Annotated in this window: 19 protein-coding genes; all 19 read right to left on the bottom strand. The window is 45.9% G+C overall.

The annotated features are described in order from the left end of the window. Positions 1–8: 8 nt before the first annotated feature. Positions 9–686, bottom strand: coding sequence for a CheB methylesterase domain-containing protein (locus GBH70_RS00340; RefSeq protein WP_308689559.1), 678 nt, complete (start codon positions 684–686; stop codon positions 9–11). A gap of 92 nt (positions 687–778) precedes the next feature. Then, positions 779–1,639, bottom strand: coding sequence for a MinD/ParA family protein (locus tag GBH70_RS00335; protein WP_151679150.1), 861 nt, complete (start codon positions 1,637–1,639; stop codon positions 779–781). Beyond that, complete coding sequence (gene flhF, locus GBH70_RS00330) at positions 1,636–2,790, bottom strand: flagellar biosynthesis GTPase FlhF (RefSeq protein WP_151679149.1); 1,155 nt, start codon at positions 2,788–2,790, stop codon at positions 1,636–1,638. The genes GBH70_RS00335 and flhF overlap by 4 nt, the downstream gene beginning before the upstream one ends. After that, positions 2,787–4,823 carry a flagellar biosynthesis protein FlhA gene (flhA, locus tag GBH70_RS00325; RefSeq protein ID WP_151679238.1) on the bottom strand — a complete coding sequence of 679 codons (2,037 nt, stop codon included), beginning with the start codon at positions 4,821–4,823 and terminating at the stop codon, positions 2,787–2,789. Before flhA ends, flhF begins: the two co-directional genes overlap by 4 nt. 32 nt (positions 4,824–4,855) lie before the next feature. Continuing rightward, positions 4,856–5,938 (bottom strand): flagellar biosynthesis protein FlhB, encoded by a 1,083-nt coding sequence (gene flhB, locus GBH70_RS00320; protein ID WP_151679148.1) that lies wholly within the window; start codon positions 5,936–5,938, stop codon positions 4,856–4,858. After that, complete coding sequence (gene fliR / locus GBH70_RS00315) at positions 5,935–6,714, bottom strand: flagellar biosynthetic protein FliR (protein WP_151679147.1); 780 nt, start codon at positions 6,712–6,714, stop codon at positions 5,935–5,937. Before fliR ends, flhB begins: the two co-directional genes overlap by 4 nt. A 3-nt stretch (positions 6,715–6,717) precedes the next feature. Next, the gene (gene fliQ, locus GBH70_RS00310; protein WP_151679146.1) at positions 6,718–6,987 is read right to left on the bottom strand and encodes a flagellar biosynthesis protein FliQ; all 270 of its coding nucleotides are present in this window, start codon (positions 6,985–6,987) and stop codon (positions 6,718–6,720) included. A 14-nt stretch (positions 6,988–7,001) separates the two neighbouring features. Further along, on the bottom strand, positions 7,002–7,667 hold the full coding sequence (gene fliP / locus GBH70_RS00305; RefSeq protein ID WP_151679145.1) for a flagellar type III secretion system pore protein FliP: 666 nt from the start codon (positions 7,665–7,667) through the stop codon (positions 7,002–7,004). Continuing rightward, positions 7,660–8,343 (bottom strand): flagellar biosynthetic protein FliO, encoded by a 684-nt coding sequence (locus GBH70_RS00300; protein ID WP_151679144.1) that lies wholly within the window; start codon positions 8,341–8,343, stop codon positions 7,660–7,662. Before GBH70_RS00300 ends, fliP begins: the two co-directional genes overlap by 8 nt. A gap of 23 nt (positions 8,344–8,366) precedes the next feature. Further along, positions 8,367–8,729 (bottom strand): response regulator, encoded by a 363-nt coding sequence (locus GBH70_RS00295; protein ID WP_151679143.1) that lies wholly within the window; start codon positions 8,727–8,729, stop codon positions 8,367–8,369. 16 nt (positions 8,730–8,745) lie between these two features. Further along, complete coding sequence (gene fliY, locus GBH70_RS00290; protein ID WP_151679142.1) at positions 8,746–9,864, bottom strand: flagellar motor switch phosphatase FliY; 1,119 nt, start codon at positions 9,862–9,864, stop codon at positions 8,746–8,748. Then, positions 9,857–10,855, bottom strand: coding sequence for a flagellar motor switch protein FliM (gene fliM / locus GBH70_RS00285; RefSeq protein ID WP_151679141.1), 999 nt, complete (start codon positions 10,853–10,855; stop codon positions 9,857–9,859). Before fliM ends, fliY begins: the two co-directional genes overlap by 8 nt. 86 nt (positions 10,856–10,941) lie before the next feature. Further along, positions 10,942–11,364, bottom strand: coding sequence for a flagellar basal body-associated protein FliL (gene fliL / locus GBH70_RS00280; protein ID WP_151679140.1), 423 nt, complete (start codon positions 11,362–11,364; stop codon positions 10,942–10,944). Then, entirely contained in the window at positions 11,361–11,576 is a 216-nt protein-coding gene (locus tag GBH70_RS00275; protein WP_151679139.1) for a flagellar FlbD family protein, read from the bottom strand. The genes fliL and GBH70_RS00275 overlap by 4 nt, the downstream gene beginning before the upstream one ends. Before the next feature lie 38 nt (positions 11,577–11,614). Continuing rightward, positions 11,615–12,385 carry a flagellar basal body rod protein FlgG gene (flgG, locus tag GBH70_RS00270; RefSeq protein ID WP_151679138.1) on the bottom strand — a complete coding sequence of 257 codons (771 nt, stop codon included), beginning with the start codon at positions 12,383–12,385 and terminating at the stop codon, positions 11,615–11,617. A 73-nt stretch (positions 12,386–12,458) separates the two neighbouring features. Then, positions 12,459–12,866, bottom strand: a complete 408-nt coding sequence (locus tag GBH70_RS00265) for a TIGR02530 family flagellar biosynthesis protein (protein WP_151679137.1) — start codon at positions 12,864–12,866, stop codon at positions 12,459–12,461. Between the two features lie 11 nt (positions 12,867–12,877). Then, positions 12,878–13,501 carry a flagellar hook capping FlgD N-terminal domain-containing protein gene (locus tag GBH70_RS00260; RefSeq protein WP_253693294.1) on the bottom strand — a complete coding sequence of 208 codons (624 nt, stop codon included), beginning with the start codon at positions 13,499–13,501 and terminating at the stop codon, positions 12,878–12,880. Between the two features lie 6 nt (positions 13,502–13,507). Then, a complete protein-coding gene (locus GBH70_RS00255) occupies positions 13,508–15,268 on the bottom strand; it encodes a flagellar hook-length control protein FliK (protein WP_151679136.1) in 1,761 nt (586 codons plus the stop codon). Positions 15,269–15,302: 34 nt separating this feature from the next. Continuing rightward, positions 15,303–15,926, bottom strand: coding sequence for a MotE family protein (locus GBH70_RS00250; protein WP_151679135.1), 624 nt, complete (start codon positions 15,924–15,926; stop codon positions 15,303–15,305). Positions 15,927–15,932: the final 6 nt, after the last annotated feature.

Genomic DNA, 15,932 nt, shown 5'->3' with positions numbered 1-15,932 from the left:
ACCACACCTTACTCACATATAAATTTCACGATCGCATCCGCAATATGGTTAAGATGTACAATCTCATCAATTAGATTCGTTGCGATCGCGCTTCTTGGCATACCGTAAACAATGCAGCTTTCCTCTGATTCGGCAATGGCCCTGACATTGCCGCGTTTTTTTAATTCTATCAGCCCCTTTGTCCCGTCCGAACCCATTCCGGTCATGATCACAGCAATTTTTTCATAATGTTTCAAATGGCTGGCCGACTCAAATGTTTTATCGACCGCCGGCCTGTGCCCGTTTACAGGCGGTGATTTATCGAGACGGATCATAATCCGGCCGCCTTGTTCTTCAATCATCATATGAAAATCCCCCGGCGCAATGTAGGCAACCCCCTTTTTCAGCATTTCGCCGTCTTCTGCCTCTTTTACTGTCATGCTGCATATGGTATTCAGACGGTTGGCAAGCGATTTCGTGAATCCGCTAGGCATATGCTGGACAATCAAGACAGGCGCCTCCAAATTTTCCGGAAGAGAAGAAAGCACGGTTTGCAGCGCACGCGGCCCCCCGGTCGATGTTCCGATACAGACAATTTTTTTGTTGTTCATCCGCTCTTTTTGCGGGGATTCCTTCGCAAAATGTACAGGCATTTGATGATGGATCCGTTCTGCCGGTTCTTTACCATTTGTTTTCTGTGTATTCACAAAAACTGCCCCCTACTTTTCAACAACTGTCATTTTATGAATACTTCCGTCTCCCGGCCGGTAATGTTTTTTACACATCGGGCCGGGCACATTCAGTTTTTCAGCCAAAGCCCTTTCAGTTTTCGCACAAAAACGGACGCTCGCGTTGTGGGCCTTTCGAAATTGCCGTTTAAATAACTTTCAAGCAAAGCATCAATTTTTTTAGCGGCAGATGAATGCGGAAAAGCATCGTAAAACGGCAGCTGCCTTGAAACGGCTTTTTTGACGTTCGAATCTTCCGGCACAACCCCGAGAATTTCCACTTCTTTTTGCAAAAACTTCTTTACCGTATATTGAAGGCGGTTTAATGTCAAAATCCCGTCTTTTTCCTTTTCGGCGCGATTGCAAATTAAATAAAGGGCCGAGTCGAACCGCTGCATGCAAATATATTTAATCATGGAATAAGCATCAGTAATGGCGGTTGGCTCCGGCGTTGTCACGATAAAAATATCATCCGCCGACAGCAAAATCTCCAGGCTTGCCGGCGCGGCACCGGCCCCCATATCGAAAATAATGTAATCAAAATCATATTGTAGCAATTCAAGTTCATTGACGAGTTTTTCAATCTCGGCTTCTTCCATTTGGATAATTTCTGCGAACCCGTTGCCCGCCGAAATATAGGAAATGCCGTTTGGCCCTTTGCACATAATTTCCGAAAGCGACATTTCACGGTTGATAAAATCCGAAATGGTATACGGGGCATCAAGCCCGAGCAGCACATGGATATTGCCCATGCCAATGTCAAGATCAAATAAAAGCACTTTCTTCCCCTGTTTGGCAAGCGCCATCGCCATATTGACCGAAATATTCGATTTTCCGACACCGCCCTTGCCGCTTGCAACCGCAAACGTTTTCGCCGGCTGCCCATACTGCATTTTTAGTTTTGCACGAAGCTGTTCTGCCTGGTCCCTCATTTGCCTTTCTCTCCAAATAAGTATTCGACAAAAATTTCCGGTGATGCCTCAAGCATATCGTCCGGGACATCCTGGCCGTTCGTCAAATAGGCACAGCCTATTTCATACTGCTCCATTAAATTAACAGCTGCCCCGTATGTCGTCGTTTCATCCAGTTTCGTGAAGATGAACCGGTCAATCCGGATGCTTTGAAAACTTTCCACAATATCTTGCATGTCTTTCTCCTTCATCGTCAGCGATAAAGTCAGGAATGTTTCCATTTCCGCATTGAAATCGATCAAATTTTCCAACTCGCGGACATATTGCAATTCCCTGTAATTCCGTCCCGCCGTATCAATAAAAATACGGTCAAAATCGGCAAATTTTTCAATTGCTTTTTGGAAATCGGACAGTTTGTATATGACTTCGAGTGGGACGTTCAGCAGATTTGCATATGTTTTCAGCTGTTCGATCGCCGCAATCCTGTATGTATCCGTCGTTACAAAAGCAATTTTTTCTTTTTTGTCCAAAACGGCCTGTGCCGCCATTTTTGCCAATGTAGTCGTCTTGCCGACACCCGTGGGGCCGATAAGATTCACGTATTTTTGCCGGCTCCGCCCGTATGAAAAACGGGACAGCCTTTTTCGGATCAGCGCTTTTCCCCACCGCAAAATCTCTTCTTCAGACGCTTCACCATTTGCTTCATCCCACTTTTTCAGCAACGAATCGCCGACCGGCAAAAGAAAAGAATCATCCAAGCCCTGGGATGAGCACCAGTTTAAAAATGTTTGGATGGGCAGCGGGTATTTTTGGAAAGTGGCATTGGCAAATTTGGAAATTTCATGCACAACCTTTTTCAATTCGGCAATTTCTTTATACAGGCTTTCTTTTTCGGCGTAAGGCGCCGTTTGCTCCATAACGGTCGGAATGAGAGGCCGCTGCAGCTGCTCCGGCTTGGTTTTGGCAGGCTGCGCCGCTTTTTCATGTTTATTTTTTCCCGCTTCCGGATCAACAGCAGCAATGACTTCAATATTCCTCTTTTTCATGAAGCCTAGAAATCCTTTCCGGTGAACGACTTTCGAATTCAGGATCACCGCCTGGTCCCCCAGTTCAAGGCGGATTTGTTTCATTGCTTCAGCCATACTCGGCGCCAAAAATTTTTTTATCTTCATTCAATGTTCACCAACCCTACGCTTTGTACTTCAACATTTGCTTCGAGTTCATTATAGGAAAGTACCGGAACCTGCGGAAAATATCTTTCTATCATTTGCCGCAAATACATGCGGACTGCAGGCGAACAAAGAATAACCGGCGCGCTTCCTGTGAGGGATACCCGCTCCACCTGCTGTGTAACTGACTGAACAATTTTTTGCGAGACAGCCGGGTCTATGGAAAGATAATTGCCGTGTTCCGTATGCTGGACGCCGTCCGCAATGAGCTTTTCCACTTTTCCCGATACAGTGATCACTTTTAAATTCTGCCCGCCCGCTGCATACTGCTCCGTAATTTGCCTTGCCAAGCTTTGGCGGGCATATTCCGTCAGCAGATCAGTATCTGTTGTTAATTTACCATAGTCGGCCAGCGTTTCAAAGATCACCGGCAGTTTGCGGATGGAAACATTCTCTTTTAACAGCTTTGCCAAAACTTTTTGGATATCGCCGATCGACAGCGGATTAGGCGTGACTTCCTCCACTAACACCGGATAGGATTTTTTCAAATGTTCCACAAGGGCTTTTGTTTCCTGCCTTCCAAGCAGTTCGTGGGCGTTCTGCCGGATCGTCTCGGTAATATGGGTGGATACAACGCTCGGCGGATCTACCACGGTGTAGCCCATCATCTCCGCCTGTTCTTTTTGGTCTTCCGTAATCCATTTTGCTGGCATTCCGAATGCCGGTTCCACCGTATCAATCCCTTCAATGGCGCCGTCATCCTCGCCGGGTGCCATCGCCAAATAATGGTCAAGCAATATTTCTCCTTTTGCAAGTACATTCCCGTTTATTTTCAAGTGGTATTCATTCGGTTGAAGCTGGATATTGTCGCGGATCCGCACAACCGGGATGACAATCCCGAGCTCAATGGCAAGCTGACGGCGGATCATGACAATCCTGTCAAGCAGATCCCCTCCCTGGTTGACGTCCACAAGCGGGATGAGCCCGTAGCCAAACTCGAATTCAATCGGGTCAATATCAAGCAAACTCATGACACTCTCAGGACTTTTCAATTCTTCTGTTTGCAGCTCTTCCGCCCCTTCAACGCTTTCTTGTCCCGCTTTATCCGGTATTTTTTGGAGCCGGTATCCTCCGAAAGCAAGGGCGGCTGCGACAGGAATGGTTAAAAAATCGTTAATCGGCGTAAAAAGCCCGAGCAGAAAAATGGTTCCCCCCGCAACATACAGCATCTTCGGGTAGGCCAGCATCTGCGCCATGACATCCTGGCCAAGATTGCCTTCTGAAGCCGCCCTTGTCACCACAATGCCGGTTGCTGTCGAGATTAGTAGTGCCGGAATTTGGCTTACAATTCCGTCGCCAACCGTCATCAGCGAAAACTGGCTGGCGGCATCGCTGATGGAAAGGCCGAGCTGTGTCATCCCGATAATAATCCCGAAAATTAAATTGATTAAAACGATGATGATGCTGGCGATCGCATCACCTTTTACAAATTTGCTGGCACCGTCCATTGCTCCGTAAAAATCCGCTTCCCTGCTGACCTTTTCCCTGCGGGCGCGCGCTTCCTGGTCCGAGATCATGCCTGCATTCAGGTCTGCATCAATGCTCATTTGTTTACCCGGCATCGCATCAAGCGTAAAACGCGCCGCCACTTCGGCGACCCGCTCGGCGCCTCTTGTGATGACGATAAATTGGATAATGATCAAAATTAAAAAGACGACAAGCCCGACAACGATATTTCCGCCTACAACAAATGACCCAAATGTTTCAATGACCCCGCCGGCATTCCCCTTTGACAGGATCGAACGGGTTGTTGAAATGTTCAACCCAAGCCGGAATAGCGTCAAAATCAAAAGTAATGACGGAAAGACAGAAAACTGGAGCGCCTCTTTCATATTCATTGAGATTAAGAGGACCAATAATGCAAGAGAAATATTGCATATGATTAAAAAGCTTAATGCCCATGTCGGAAACGGAATGATCAGCATCGTGACAATTAAAATAACGCCGGCGACCACGGGTAGGTCTCTTGCACCCATCATTTTTTCTCTCCTAACTAGCATGCAAAAACTTAAATTTTATGCTTGATTTTATAAACATAAGCCAAAATTTCGGCGACAGCCTTGAAAAACTGTTCCGGGATCGCATCGCCCACTTCAACCTCCGCATACAATGCCCTCGCCAGCGGGCGGTTCTCCATCATGACAATGTCATGTTCCTTTGCAATCGACTTGATTTTTTGCGCCAGGAAATCCGCCCCTTTTGCAATCACAACGGGCGCATCGCTTTTCGTTTCATCGTATTGCAAGCAGACGGCAAAATGGGTCGGGTTCGTGATCACGACATCGGCATTCGGCACTTCCTGCATCATCCTTCTCATCGCCATTTCCCTTTGCCTTTGCCGGATTTTTGATTTGATGAGCGGATCCCCTTCCGTCGTTTTAAATTCTTCCTTTATTTCCTGCTTTGACATCCGGATATTTTTTTCAAAATCAAAGCGCTGGTACAAATAATCAAGAATGGCAAGCGCAAATAAAGCGATGGATGCGATGATGCCGATGGAAAGCGTCAAATGCCCAACGGACTGCAAGGCTGCACCCGCGCTCTTGAACGGCAGCCCGGAAACTTCCGAGATGTTCATCCACAGCACGGCAAAGACGACAATCCCAATTACAGTCATTTTTAAAATCGACTTTAATAATTCCACAAGCGCCCGGATGGAAAAAATCCTCTTTAGGCCGGCAACCGGATTGATTTTGTTTAAGTTTGGCCTCAGTCCTTCTCCGGTAAAAAGGATTCCAGTCTGTGCCAGGCTGCCGATAGCGCCGGCAAGCATCGCCACCCCCATAATTGGTAAAAGCATTGCAGCCATTTGTTTTACGATCTCTGTGAAAATTTTGCGGATGCTTTGCTCAGTAACATCCTGCAGCATATATTTTGTAAACGAATAATGGAGAAGTTCCATCATTGGGCCGCCGATAGAAGATGCACCGAAAGATAAAAACAGAAACACCGCGAGCAGGCTGATGGCCGTTATCACATCCTGGCTTTTCGCCGCCTGCCCTTTTTTCCGAGCTTCCCGCCGTTTTTTTGGCGTTGCTTTTTCTGTTTTTTCACCGGCAAAAAACTGCAAATCCAGCCAGAGGTAATTCAAGCAGATCCCCCCAAAAGCTCCATCACATTGCGCATTGTGTAAAACATCGTTTCAAACAAATGCTCCACGACGATATATACTGTGCCCATTGTGGCAGCCATAACAATAAAACCAACGGCGATCTTAACCGGAAAACCGGCCACAAAAATATTCAGCTGCGGAACAGTCCTAGCCACAATCCCAAACGCAACATCCACCAAAAAGAGAATCGCGACAACCGGCGCTGACATTTGAAAAGCGATCAAGAAAATCCGCGCCAGCAAAAGCGCCAAATATTTTGCAAGATTGGCAGAGCCCAGATGGATCCAAGGCTGGTCAATCGGAATAAACTGATAACTGTAATAAATGCCGTCCAAAATTAAATGATGGCCATTTAAGGAAAGAAGGAGCAGCAGTGCAAAACTGTATAAATATTGACTGGTAAGCGACGTCTGCGCCGCTGTATGCGGGTCAATCACATTGGCCAGCGAAAATCCCATTTGAAAATCAATAAATGTGCCGGCCATTTGGATGGCTGAGATAACCAAATAAGCGGCAAAGCCGATCAGCAAACCGACGAGCGCTTCTTTTATAATCAGCAGAAAATAGGATCCATAAAAGTCAAACGGCCGGACGTGGATCGTATAAGCTATGATAAGCGACATGAAAAAGCCGAGACCGATCCGAAACGGCGCAGGCACGCTCCGGTTGGAAAACAAAGGCATCATGATGAAGAATGTCGTCACCCTGACCAAGACGAGCAAAAAGATGCTGAATGACGGAATCAGTTCGTTCATCTTTTAACCTATATACTGGGTTAAATTCGTGAAAATTTCTTTCGTGTATGAAAGCATATGGCTCAGCATCCAAGGGCCCAATAAAATCAGGCCAAGCAGCACCGCTACAATTTTCGGGATAAATGCCAATGTTTGTTCCTGGATTTGCGTAGCAGCCTGGAACACGCTGACGATCACCCCGACAACAAGCGCGATCAAAAGCAGCGGCCCACAGACCAATAATGTCACCATGACGCCTTTTTCAGCCAACGAAATGACCATTTCCTCACTCAAATGATTCACCTTCTTTAAAAACTTTCAAGCAGCGACTTCACAACGAGATACCAGCCGTCAACAAGAACAAACAACAAAATTTTAAAGGGAAGCGAGATGGTAACCGGCGGCAGCATCATCATCCCCATCGACATCAGCACACTTGCCACAACCATATCGATCACCAAAAACGGGATAAAAATCATAAACCCCATTTGAAAAGCCGTTTTCAGCTCGCTGATGGCAAAAGCCGGAACAAGTGTCGTAATCGGGATATCCTGCACCGACTTTGGCTGTTTCTCGTGCGCATAATCCAAAAACAGCTGCAGATCTTTCTGCCGGGTCTGTTTTGCCATAAATTCCTTAAACGGCACCTGCGCTTTGTCGTACGCCTCCTCAAGCGTTATTTTATCCTTAAACAACGGCGTAAGGGCTTCTTTATTCACCTGCGAAAACGTCGGAGCCATGATGAAAAAAGTCAAAAACAGCGCCAGCCCGATGATGATCTGGTTCGGCGGGGCGGTCTGCATGCCGAGCGAACTCCGGACAAAAGACAGCACAATGACAATACGCGTAAATGAAGTCAACAATATCAGAATGCTCGGTGCCAATGAAAGAACGGTCATCAATAAAAGGATTTTGACGGAGACGGAAACCGTGTCCCCCGAAGTGCTGCTCAACGCGTTCATCAAATCATTCATCTTTCCGTTTCTCCTTTAGTTCCAGCTCTTTCATCGCCGCCGCCCGCTCCTGCTTCATGGCAAGGATTTGCGATTTCAGCAATTCCCCGAATGGCGTCTGCACTTTTGTCGTTTTCTGCATGTTTTTCAAATAATTCAGAAGCTTTGTGGCCACATCCCTCGGCTCCAAAGTCTGTTCCAATTTTTGATTGTATTGGTCGACAAAAGTCTTGACCTCTTCCTGGTCGTCGATTTCTTTTATGAGATGCACATCCTCACCTACGCCCAAAATCAAAATCCTGCGCCCCGCTTTTACGACTTGCAGGGATTTATTGCCGCCCAAAGGCGTTCCTCCAAAGTTCTGGATCAGTTTGCTGTTTTGATAGGATCGGCTTCTTTTGTTTATAAACTTTAAAACAACATATAATAAACAAATGACAAAGATAAGTGCGAAAATCATCCTGGCAATATCCCAAATCGTTACCACCGGGCTCGCCGATTCTGATCCGCTGCCGGACTGTTTGGATGATGTTTTTGCGTCCGTTTGTTGTTTTTCGCATTGTTTCGGATTTTCAATGCATTCTTTTACATTTCCGTTAAAGGAAGCGGCATGGGCATAGCCGGGCGTATACAGCCCGTATAATAAATACAGGAGAACGCCCAGAAACGTTAGTCCTTTACTGAATTGGCTTTGCAAACTGTTGTCACCTTCTTGCCGGTTTAACTCAATGTTTTTTGAATTGCTTCAATGACGCGGTCAGCCTGGAACGGTTTTACGATAAAGTCTTTTGCGCCCGCCTGGATGGCGTCAATGACCATCGCCTGCTGCCCCATTGCCGAACACATGATGACTTTTGCGTTCGGATCGATTTTTTTAATTTCCTTCAGTGCGCTGATACCATCCACTTCCGGCATGGTGATATCCATTGTGACGAGATCGGGGCGGTATTCCCGGTATTTTTCGATCGCCTGGGCGCCATCAGCTGCTTCAGCGACAACCTCGTATCCATTTTTCGTCAAAATATCTTTAATCATCATGCGCATAAATGCGGCGTCGTCTACAATTAAAATTTTATTTGCCATATCGTCGTCTCCCCCATTATTTCAATTTTTTTAGCCTGTCTTTCTGGCTTACAATGTCTGTCACACGCACACCGAAGTTTTCATCAATCACGACAACTTCCCCGATGGCGATTAATTGATGGTTAATGAGAATATCGACAGGTTCCCCTGCAAGCTTGTCCAGTTCAATGATTGAGCCCGGACCCATTTCCAAAATTTCCCTCACTGTTTTGGATGTTCTCCCCAGCTCGACCGTAACCTGCAGCGGAATATCAAGCAGCATATCAAGGTTTTTCGTTTCAATATGCGGCTCTGTTTCTTCAAAACTTGTAAATACAGCAGGCTGCACATTTTGGTACGTTTCCTGCTTTATGCTGTCTTTATTGGCATCTGCCTCCTGAACGGGAGAATGGACATGACCTGTACCGGCTTCTTCCCCGCGTTTTTCCTCCTGCCCGTTGCCTCCGGCTATATCGTCTGGCTGAATGAGGTCATGGGCAAGTTTTTTCGCGAATGTAAGCGGCAAAAGCTGCATAATTTGCGAATCAATTAAAGATCCGATCATAATCCTGAAAGATACTTTGACAAGCAGATCCTGATCCGGAAGCTTGTCCGTTCCTTCCCCTTCCAAAATATTTAAAACCGATACCGTCGGCGGGGAGATATCGATCCTTTTGTTGAAAATCGTTGACATTGAAGTCGCGGCGGAACCCATCATTTGATTCATCGCTTCCTGGACCGCACTTAAATGGATTTCATCAAGGTCGCTGCTTGGATTTTCCCCTGTGCCCCCCAGCATTAGATCCGCAATAATCGCCGCATCCGACTGTTTAATGACAAGCACATTAATCCCGGAAAAGCCTTCTGTATATTTCACTTGAATCGCAACATACGGATGCGGGAATTCATCCGCCAGATTATCGTGCCGGACTATGCTCACTTCCGGCGTCGTAATTTCAACTTTTTGTGAAAGCAATGTGGACAATGCTGTCGCGGAGCTTCCGAAAGAAATATTTCCGATTTCCCCGAGCGCATCCTTTTCCATTGAATCCAAATAATCTCCAACATCCAGGGATTTTGCGGCGCTTGTATCTTCCAGACTGGCATTGCCATTTAGAAGGGCATCGATTTCCTCTTGAGATAGCATATCACTCATACTTTTCTACTTCCCCTTCCTCTATGATGTCCATGATCTGGACAGCCATTTTCGAGCCTGATTTGCCCGGCTGTCCGAGAAATTTCGGGATTTTATCGACTTTAACGACTAAGGGCTCTTCAATTGTTTGGTTTAATCGGATACAATCGCCAATCTCCAAATTCAGAAAATCTTCTATTTTAATTGTTGTCGTACCGAGCTCCACGGCAAGCGGGACTTTCGCGTCTTTAATTCCTTCTTCCAGCAGCCGGATATTCTCCGGATCCGCCTGTTTATCGTTCTGCTGCATCCAGTAATGCCCGGACAGTTTTGGCATCATCGGATCCAGTACGACTTGTGGCAGGCACAAATTAATCATGCCGCTTGTATCCCCGATCGTTGTATTAAGGGAAATCACCACCACGGTTTCATTTGGGGAAATCATTTGCAGAAATTGCGGGTTCACTTCCAATTCCGATAAAAAGGGGGAGATGTCCACAATTTCACTCCATGCTTCCCTCAACTGGTCGATCATCTGTTCAAAAATCCTTGTCATAAGCTTTTTCTCAATTTCGGTGAGCTTTTCGATTTTATTAATGCTGTCCCCGTAGCCCCCCAACATCCGATCCATCATGGTATAAGCGATATTCGGATTGATTTCCATAATGATACTGCCCTCTAGCGGCGGAACGTCATAAACCGTCAAAATGGTCATTTTTGGAATGGACCGGATAAACTCTTCATACGGAATCTGGTCGGCCGATGCCACTGTAATTTGCACATATGTCCGGAGCTGGGCGGACAGGAAAGTCGTCAAGATCCTCGCGAAATTTTCATGTATTCTTGTCAGGCTTCTGATCTGGTCTTTTGAAAAGCGGAGCGCCCGTTTGAAATCATATACTTTGACTTTCTGTGTCTCTTCTTTTTTAATTTCTTCGGCCTTCATCTCGCCCGTTGACAATGCGGATAGCAGCGCATCGATTTCAGACTGCGATAAAATCTCCTCTGGCAAAACTCACCCTCCCTCCTTTAAAAACACAGGCGCCGAACCGGGATATTGAACGGCCCCTTGTTTCCTGCACAGACGCCGGCCTGGCATTATTGGATGACGTAAGAAGTAATGTAGACATTTACAACTTGGCCATCCTGCATGATTTTATTTAACCGGTTTTTTAAATCGGTTTTAAATTTTTCTTTCCCCTGGACGCCCTGCAGATCCTGCATCGTCATGCTGGAAAGTTCATCAATCATAATGTCTTTGATTTGAAAATCCCTTTTTGTCAGTTCTTCTTTTGCCTTTTTATCGTTTCCTTCAATTTTGAGTGCGATTTGGACAATATGGTTATCCTTTAAATTGGTTGTCATCGTATCGATATCAACCGAAGAGTTTACAACATCATCAATACTTGGCGATGTTGCTTGCGTTGCCTGATTCGATTTATAAATGACAATGATGGCAATAATGCCTGCGAGTAATATGACGGACATCATTACCAGCATGATACGCACCATTTTATTCATTCCGGCCCCACCTCCCCGGTATTTCTTCCAAGCAAAGAAACGGACCGGTAAAATGCGGTGATTTTATGTTCAACTTCTTTGCTTGATTCTTTCACAATGTAAGAATGGCCGTTTGTTAAGGTAATCTTTGTATCCGGCATACTTTCGACGGTTTCGATTAAGAGAGCGTTAATCAAAAATGCCCTGCCGTTTAATTTTGTCACTTCAATCACAAAGTGCGGGCCGGGGCTAAAGCCCTGGCCCCTGCCCCCTATCGTTTCAGATTGACAAGCTCCTGCAAAATCTCATCCGATGTAGTGATGATCCGCGTGTTCGCCTGGAATCCGCGTTCTGCAACGATCATATTGGTCAACTCTTCGGATAAGTCGACATTGGACATTTCAAGGTAGCCGGATTCGATTGTGCCATTGCTGCCGGAACCTGGAGTAATATTCGTATTTGGATTACCTGAGTTTATACTTTGCCTAAATAAGTTTCCGCCTACTCTTGTCAAACCGGCCGGGTTCGGGAAAGTTGCAATGCTAATGGTCCCAATTGTAGCACCGTTTTGATCTGTGATTGTTCCGTCAGATGCGATCGAAAAATTTGAAACTGTTGACGAATTGATTTGTATTGGATTCCCATTTGTCCCTAACACGCTGTAACCATCGGAATTAACAATATTACCATTGCTATCCAAATAGAAATTTCCGGCACGTGTGTAATAAATCTGCCCATCGTTGCCTCTGACTCTAAAATACCCGTCCCCGCTGATTGCCAAGTCGAGAGTACGGCCGGTCGATTCAAAGCTTGTTTCCGTATCGATTGTATCTATGGAACCGATTTGGGAACCAAGCCCTACCTGCTGGGCGCTTGTTCGGGCCGTTGCACCTTGCAGCGTCTGGCTGATCGCATCTTTAAACGTGACGCGGCTTTTTTTGTAGCCGTACGTGTTTACATTAGCGATGTTATTGCCGATCGTATCCAATTTCGTTTGGAAATTTTTCATTCCGCTAACGCCTGAGTATAATGAACGTAACATAAGATAACCCCTCTCACTTTTTGATTTAGCTGCTTCCGTCATTCGGCAGCTGCGGCTTCCATTACGGTCCAGCCTATGATTCTAAAATAATCGCCCCGTTAATATTGCTGAATATTTGGGAACCTGCTTCATTTCGGCCCATTGCAGTAATGACGGTCGAATTTTTCGCGCTGACAATCAATGCTGCATCATTTACAAGAACAAGCGTTTCATTCAACCCTTTTTGTTTTGCTTCCGCTACTTTACTGCCGATTTGCTTCCATGTTGAAGCATCCAATTTAATTCCGCGCTCTTGCAGCCTTTCGCTTGCATGTTTACTAATTTTCAAAGAAACAGGATTGGATGGTTCCATCAGCGCCTGCTGCAAATACCCTGAAAAGCTGCTTGCCTGATTCTGATTCTGCGCGGTTCGGCTTGTTCGACTAAAAGAACGAAAAGGCTCGGATTGCTGCAGTGGAATGGATGGATGCCATTTATCCATTCAATCACTTCCTAGTTTGCAATTTTGGAGAACTGCGCGATTGTAATTTTCTCCCCATTATCCAGTGTGAAGACCGCCGTCCCGTTTTGGATGGAAACAGCGCTTACCGCAGCGGTTTCCTCTTCTCCCGCATCATTTTTATAGGTTACTTCTTTTCCAATTAAATAGCTTGCCTGGATCAAGGCTGATTCAGTGGAAGTACCGCCAATGATTTTCTTAATATTGGAAGAACTGATTTCCGTCCCGTCATTTAACGTGAACGTCACGGAATGATCATCACCGAATGTAACACCGGTAATGGTGCCAGTTCCCGAAGAAGTGGACGTTGTGCCGTCATCCGCAGTCACTGTCTTGCTCCAGGAAACTTCCTTGCCGATGTAAGTTTGCTGTTCCGCTTCAATCAAATTTTCCATGTAGGGCGCTAAATTCGTCATTTGTTCCAATGTTGAAAATTGGGCCATTTGCGAAACGAATTCCGTGTCGTCCATCGGATTGGTTGGGTCCTGATTTTCAAGCTGCGCGATTAAAATTTTTAAAAAAGCATCTTTATCTAATGTATTGCTTCCACTGCTAGTGTTTTTGGAAGTTGAATGAGCGCTACTCAATAGCAGGCTTGTGTCAATAGAGGTCAACATGTTCACCTACGCTTCCGTTTCGAATATATTGCTTTGTAAAACAGCTGAAAATCGGCCTGATTCCTTTGCTTTTTGCCGCTTTTGTTGTTGAGGCTGCCGCCTTTCCTGCTCCCCCTGCATTTGCGGCTGGCTGTTTGCATTTTGTGTTACCTGATCTCTATTTAGAACATCCATTTTTGTTAACTGCACATGCTGCACGGCCAAAGCCTCTTTAAGTTGCTGCAGCTGGGAGTCGAGCAAATCTTTTGCTGCCCCGGTATTTGTAATAATTTTTGCTTCCAACCTGCCATTTTGTTCCAAAAGCTCCACCCTTAATGAACCTAAATGCTCTGGTTCAAGCCGGATCAGCAGTTTGGTTGTGCCTTTCTGGTTTGAATAAGCCGCTTTTTGGATCATATTTGTAAATTCCTGGACAAACTTTCGGTACGAAACCGGGCTGTCTTTTTCGCCGGCGGAGATTGCAATGGGTTCGAATTTGCCTGTATTGTTATAAGTTTGGGCAACAGGATCTATTTCCGTTTTTAAATCTGAATGGGGCCGGGCAATTTCCCCAGAATGCAATTCATCCCCGTGACTAGAACTGGCGTTTTTAACTGCCGGCAATCCGTTGGGATCCTGTACCGTGTTTACCGGCTGCTGCATGCCGGTGCCCTGTATCGAATCCGGCATGGTTTCCCGTAAAAATTCACCTGTCATATTCGGCCGGCTACCCCCCGGCTGTGTCGTTTTAACCTGCCCGGTGTTCTGTGTAATTTCCGGCAAAGCTTTTCCTGAAAGATCATTGAACGGTTTCCCTATGGTTTCCTGCCCGCTTCCCGCAGATTGGATCCCATTGCCGATTTGCAGTACGGCCCTTTGGGTGGTATTCCCTTCACGATTTAGCCGCCCTGCAAGCGGGATTCTGTTGTTCACGGAAGCGTTTTGCTCCGTATTTGAACTGCCGGAAGCTGCATTACTTTTTTCCAGTATTGGCCTGTCCAAAGTTTCCTCTGCAAACGGACCGCTGGCAGGCTTTCCATCATCAAAATCAGACCCATCCGAAAATCCGCCGGTGGCATGCAAATAAGCCGTTTTTAAAATTTCTTCTTTCTCCTGCATGCCCAATCGCGGCTGTTTCCCGGAAACGGTTTGGCCTTGGTCGGCAGCATTCTCTATATAGGTTTTTAAATAGCTATCAATTTTTTGGGATAGTTGGCTTAACTGCTCAGACATTTTTACAATTTTAATGCCCATTTCGATGGTGATGGGATATTCTTCCTCAATAGATTTTGCTTGCTCAAGCAGTGCTTCTATATCGGGCAGGCTCAGCTTTTGCAGTGATGCAACAGGCAAAATTCCCATTAAATTGACCATACTCACAACTGCGTCCGCTGAATCATGATTTTCCATCGCAGTCTTCGTTTCTTGCAATAATTTTTTGCTGTTCCCGTCAGCCGGATTGGCTAATTTGGCAAGCAGGTTAGAAAGTTTGGAAATCATTTCCATCCTTTTCCCACCCCCGCTTTCGCTGCTATCCCCATTTGATGGTGCACTTCCAAGGTCGGCTGCAGTTTGATCTAAAAATTCAGTAATCATTTGCTGAAGATTTTGATAAAAATCAATAACGGACAAATCACCCGCCATTTGGCTGCTATTCGCGTTCTGTGCTGCATTGAACAAGTTTAAAACGTTTAAAAAACCTGTTGATGGTTGCAGGGCGGCATTTGCTCCCCCTTGCGCCCCAATTGTCGAAATTAGCATGATTTGTTGCGCCAGGCCCACGTTCATGTATTTCACCTCCTTTCAAGTTTTGCAACCTGCATTATGACCCTTTTTGGGAAAGCAGTTGCGTGTATTTTGCCGCCTTACTGGCACTCATTTTCTCAAGCACGCCGGCAAGCGTTTCAGAGCTGAGCTGCGAAAGAATCTGCGTTGCTTCCGTATCGCTCATTTTCTCAATAATCGCCGCTGCATTATCCGGATTCATATTTTCATATGTGCTCGCAATTTCTTTTAATTTTTTCTTGTTTGCCGCCTGGGTTTGCTGCGCTTTCTTTAACTGCGACCGCAAATCCAAAACAGTTTGTTTCATTTTCAAGTTGTTTTGCTGGCTTTTGTCGAGCTCGGATTGTAGTTTGCTGATCTCCTTGTCTTTTTGTTCCATCTGCTTTTTTAATGAATCGATCTGACCGACGTACTGCTTTGCGGAATACGTCCCGCCCTGGTTTTGATTCTGCTCATCTTCGCCCGAACCGAAAATCCCGGCCACTTTATGCCCAATGCCGGCTGCTTCGCTTATGACATTTACACCCGAGAAGGTTGCAACAATCAGCCCCACCGCAATCGCAAACAGCAGCGGGATCAGGACGACGTAAAAAAACCACTGTAATTTGCTGCCGCTTTTCTTTTCGTCGATTGCTTCAATTTCTTCTTGCTTTTTGCCCATGTCATC

Source organism: Weizmannia acidilactici (genome assembly GCF_008974225.1).
Taxonomy (GTDB): Bacteria; Bacillota; Bacilli; order Bacillales; family Bacillaceae_C; genus Weizmannia; species Weizmannia acidilactici.
The sequence above is the reverse complement of the archived record's forward strand: the minus strand, read 5'-3'. Positions and strand labels throughout refer to the sequence as shown.

What these genes read in the sequence shown, in the direction of transcription:
- GBH70_RS00335 (WP_151679150.1), bottom strand. Translation starts at nt 1,639, where the DNA reads ATGAGGGACCAGGCAGAACAGCTTCGTGCAAAACTAAAAATGCAGTAT.
- flhF (WP_151679149.1), bottom strand. Translation starts at nt 2,790, where the DNA reads ATGAAGATAAAAAAATTTTTGGCGCCGAGTATGGCTGAAGCAATGAAA.
- flhA (WP_151679238.1), bottom strand. Translation starts at nt 4,823, where the DNA reads ATGGGTGCAAGAGACCTACCCGTGGTCGCCGGCGTTATTTTAATTGTC.
- fliR (WP_151679147.1), bottom strand. Translation starts at nt 6,714, where the DNA reads ATGAACGAACTGATTCCGTCATTCAGCATCTTTTTGCTCGTCTTGGTC.
- fliP (WP_151679145.1), bottom strand. Translation starts at nt 7,667, where the DNA reads ATGAATGATTTGATGAACGCGTTGAGCAGCACTTCGGGGGACACGGTT.
- GBH70_RS00295 (WP_151679143.1), bottom strand. Translation starts at nt 8,729, where the DNA reads ATGGCAAATAAAATTTTAATTGTAGACGACGCCGCATTTATGCGCATG.
- fliY (WP_151679142.1), bottom strand. Translation starts at nt 9,864, where the DNA reads ATGAGTGATATGCTATCTCAAGAGGAAATCGATGCCCTTCTAAATGGC.
- fliL (WP_151679140.1), bottom strand. Translation starts at nt 11,364, where the DNA reads ATGAATAAAATGGTGCGTATCATGCTGGTAATGATGTCCGTCATATTA.
- flgG (WP_151679138.1), bottom strand. Translation starts at nt 12,385, where the DNA reads ATGTTACGTTCATTATACTCAGGCGTTAGCGGAATGAAAAATTTCCAA.
- GBH70_RS00265 (WP_151679137.1), bottom strand. Translation starts at nt 12,866, where the DNA reads ATGGATAAATGGCATCCATCCATTCCACTGCAGCAATCCGAGCCTTTT.
- GBH70_RS00260 (WP_253693294.1), bottom strand. Translation starts at nt 13,501, where the DNA reads ATGTTGACCTCTATTGACACAAGCCTGCTATTGAGTAGCGCTCATTCA.
- GBH70_RS00255 (WP_151679136.1), bottom strand. Translation starts at nt 15,268, where the DNA reads ATGAACGTGGGCCTGGCGCAACAAATCATGCTAATTTCGACAATTGGG.
- GBH70_RS00250 (WP_151679135.1), bottom strand. Translation starts at nt 15,926, where the DNA reads ATGGGCAAAAAGCAAGAAGAAATTGAAGCAATCGACGAAAAGAAAAGC.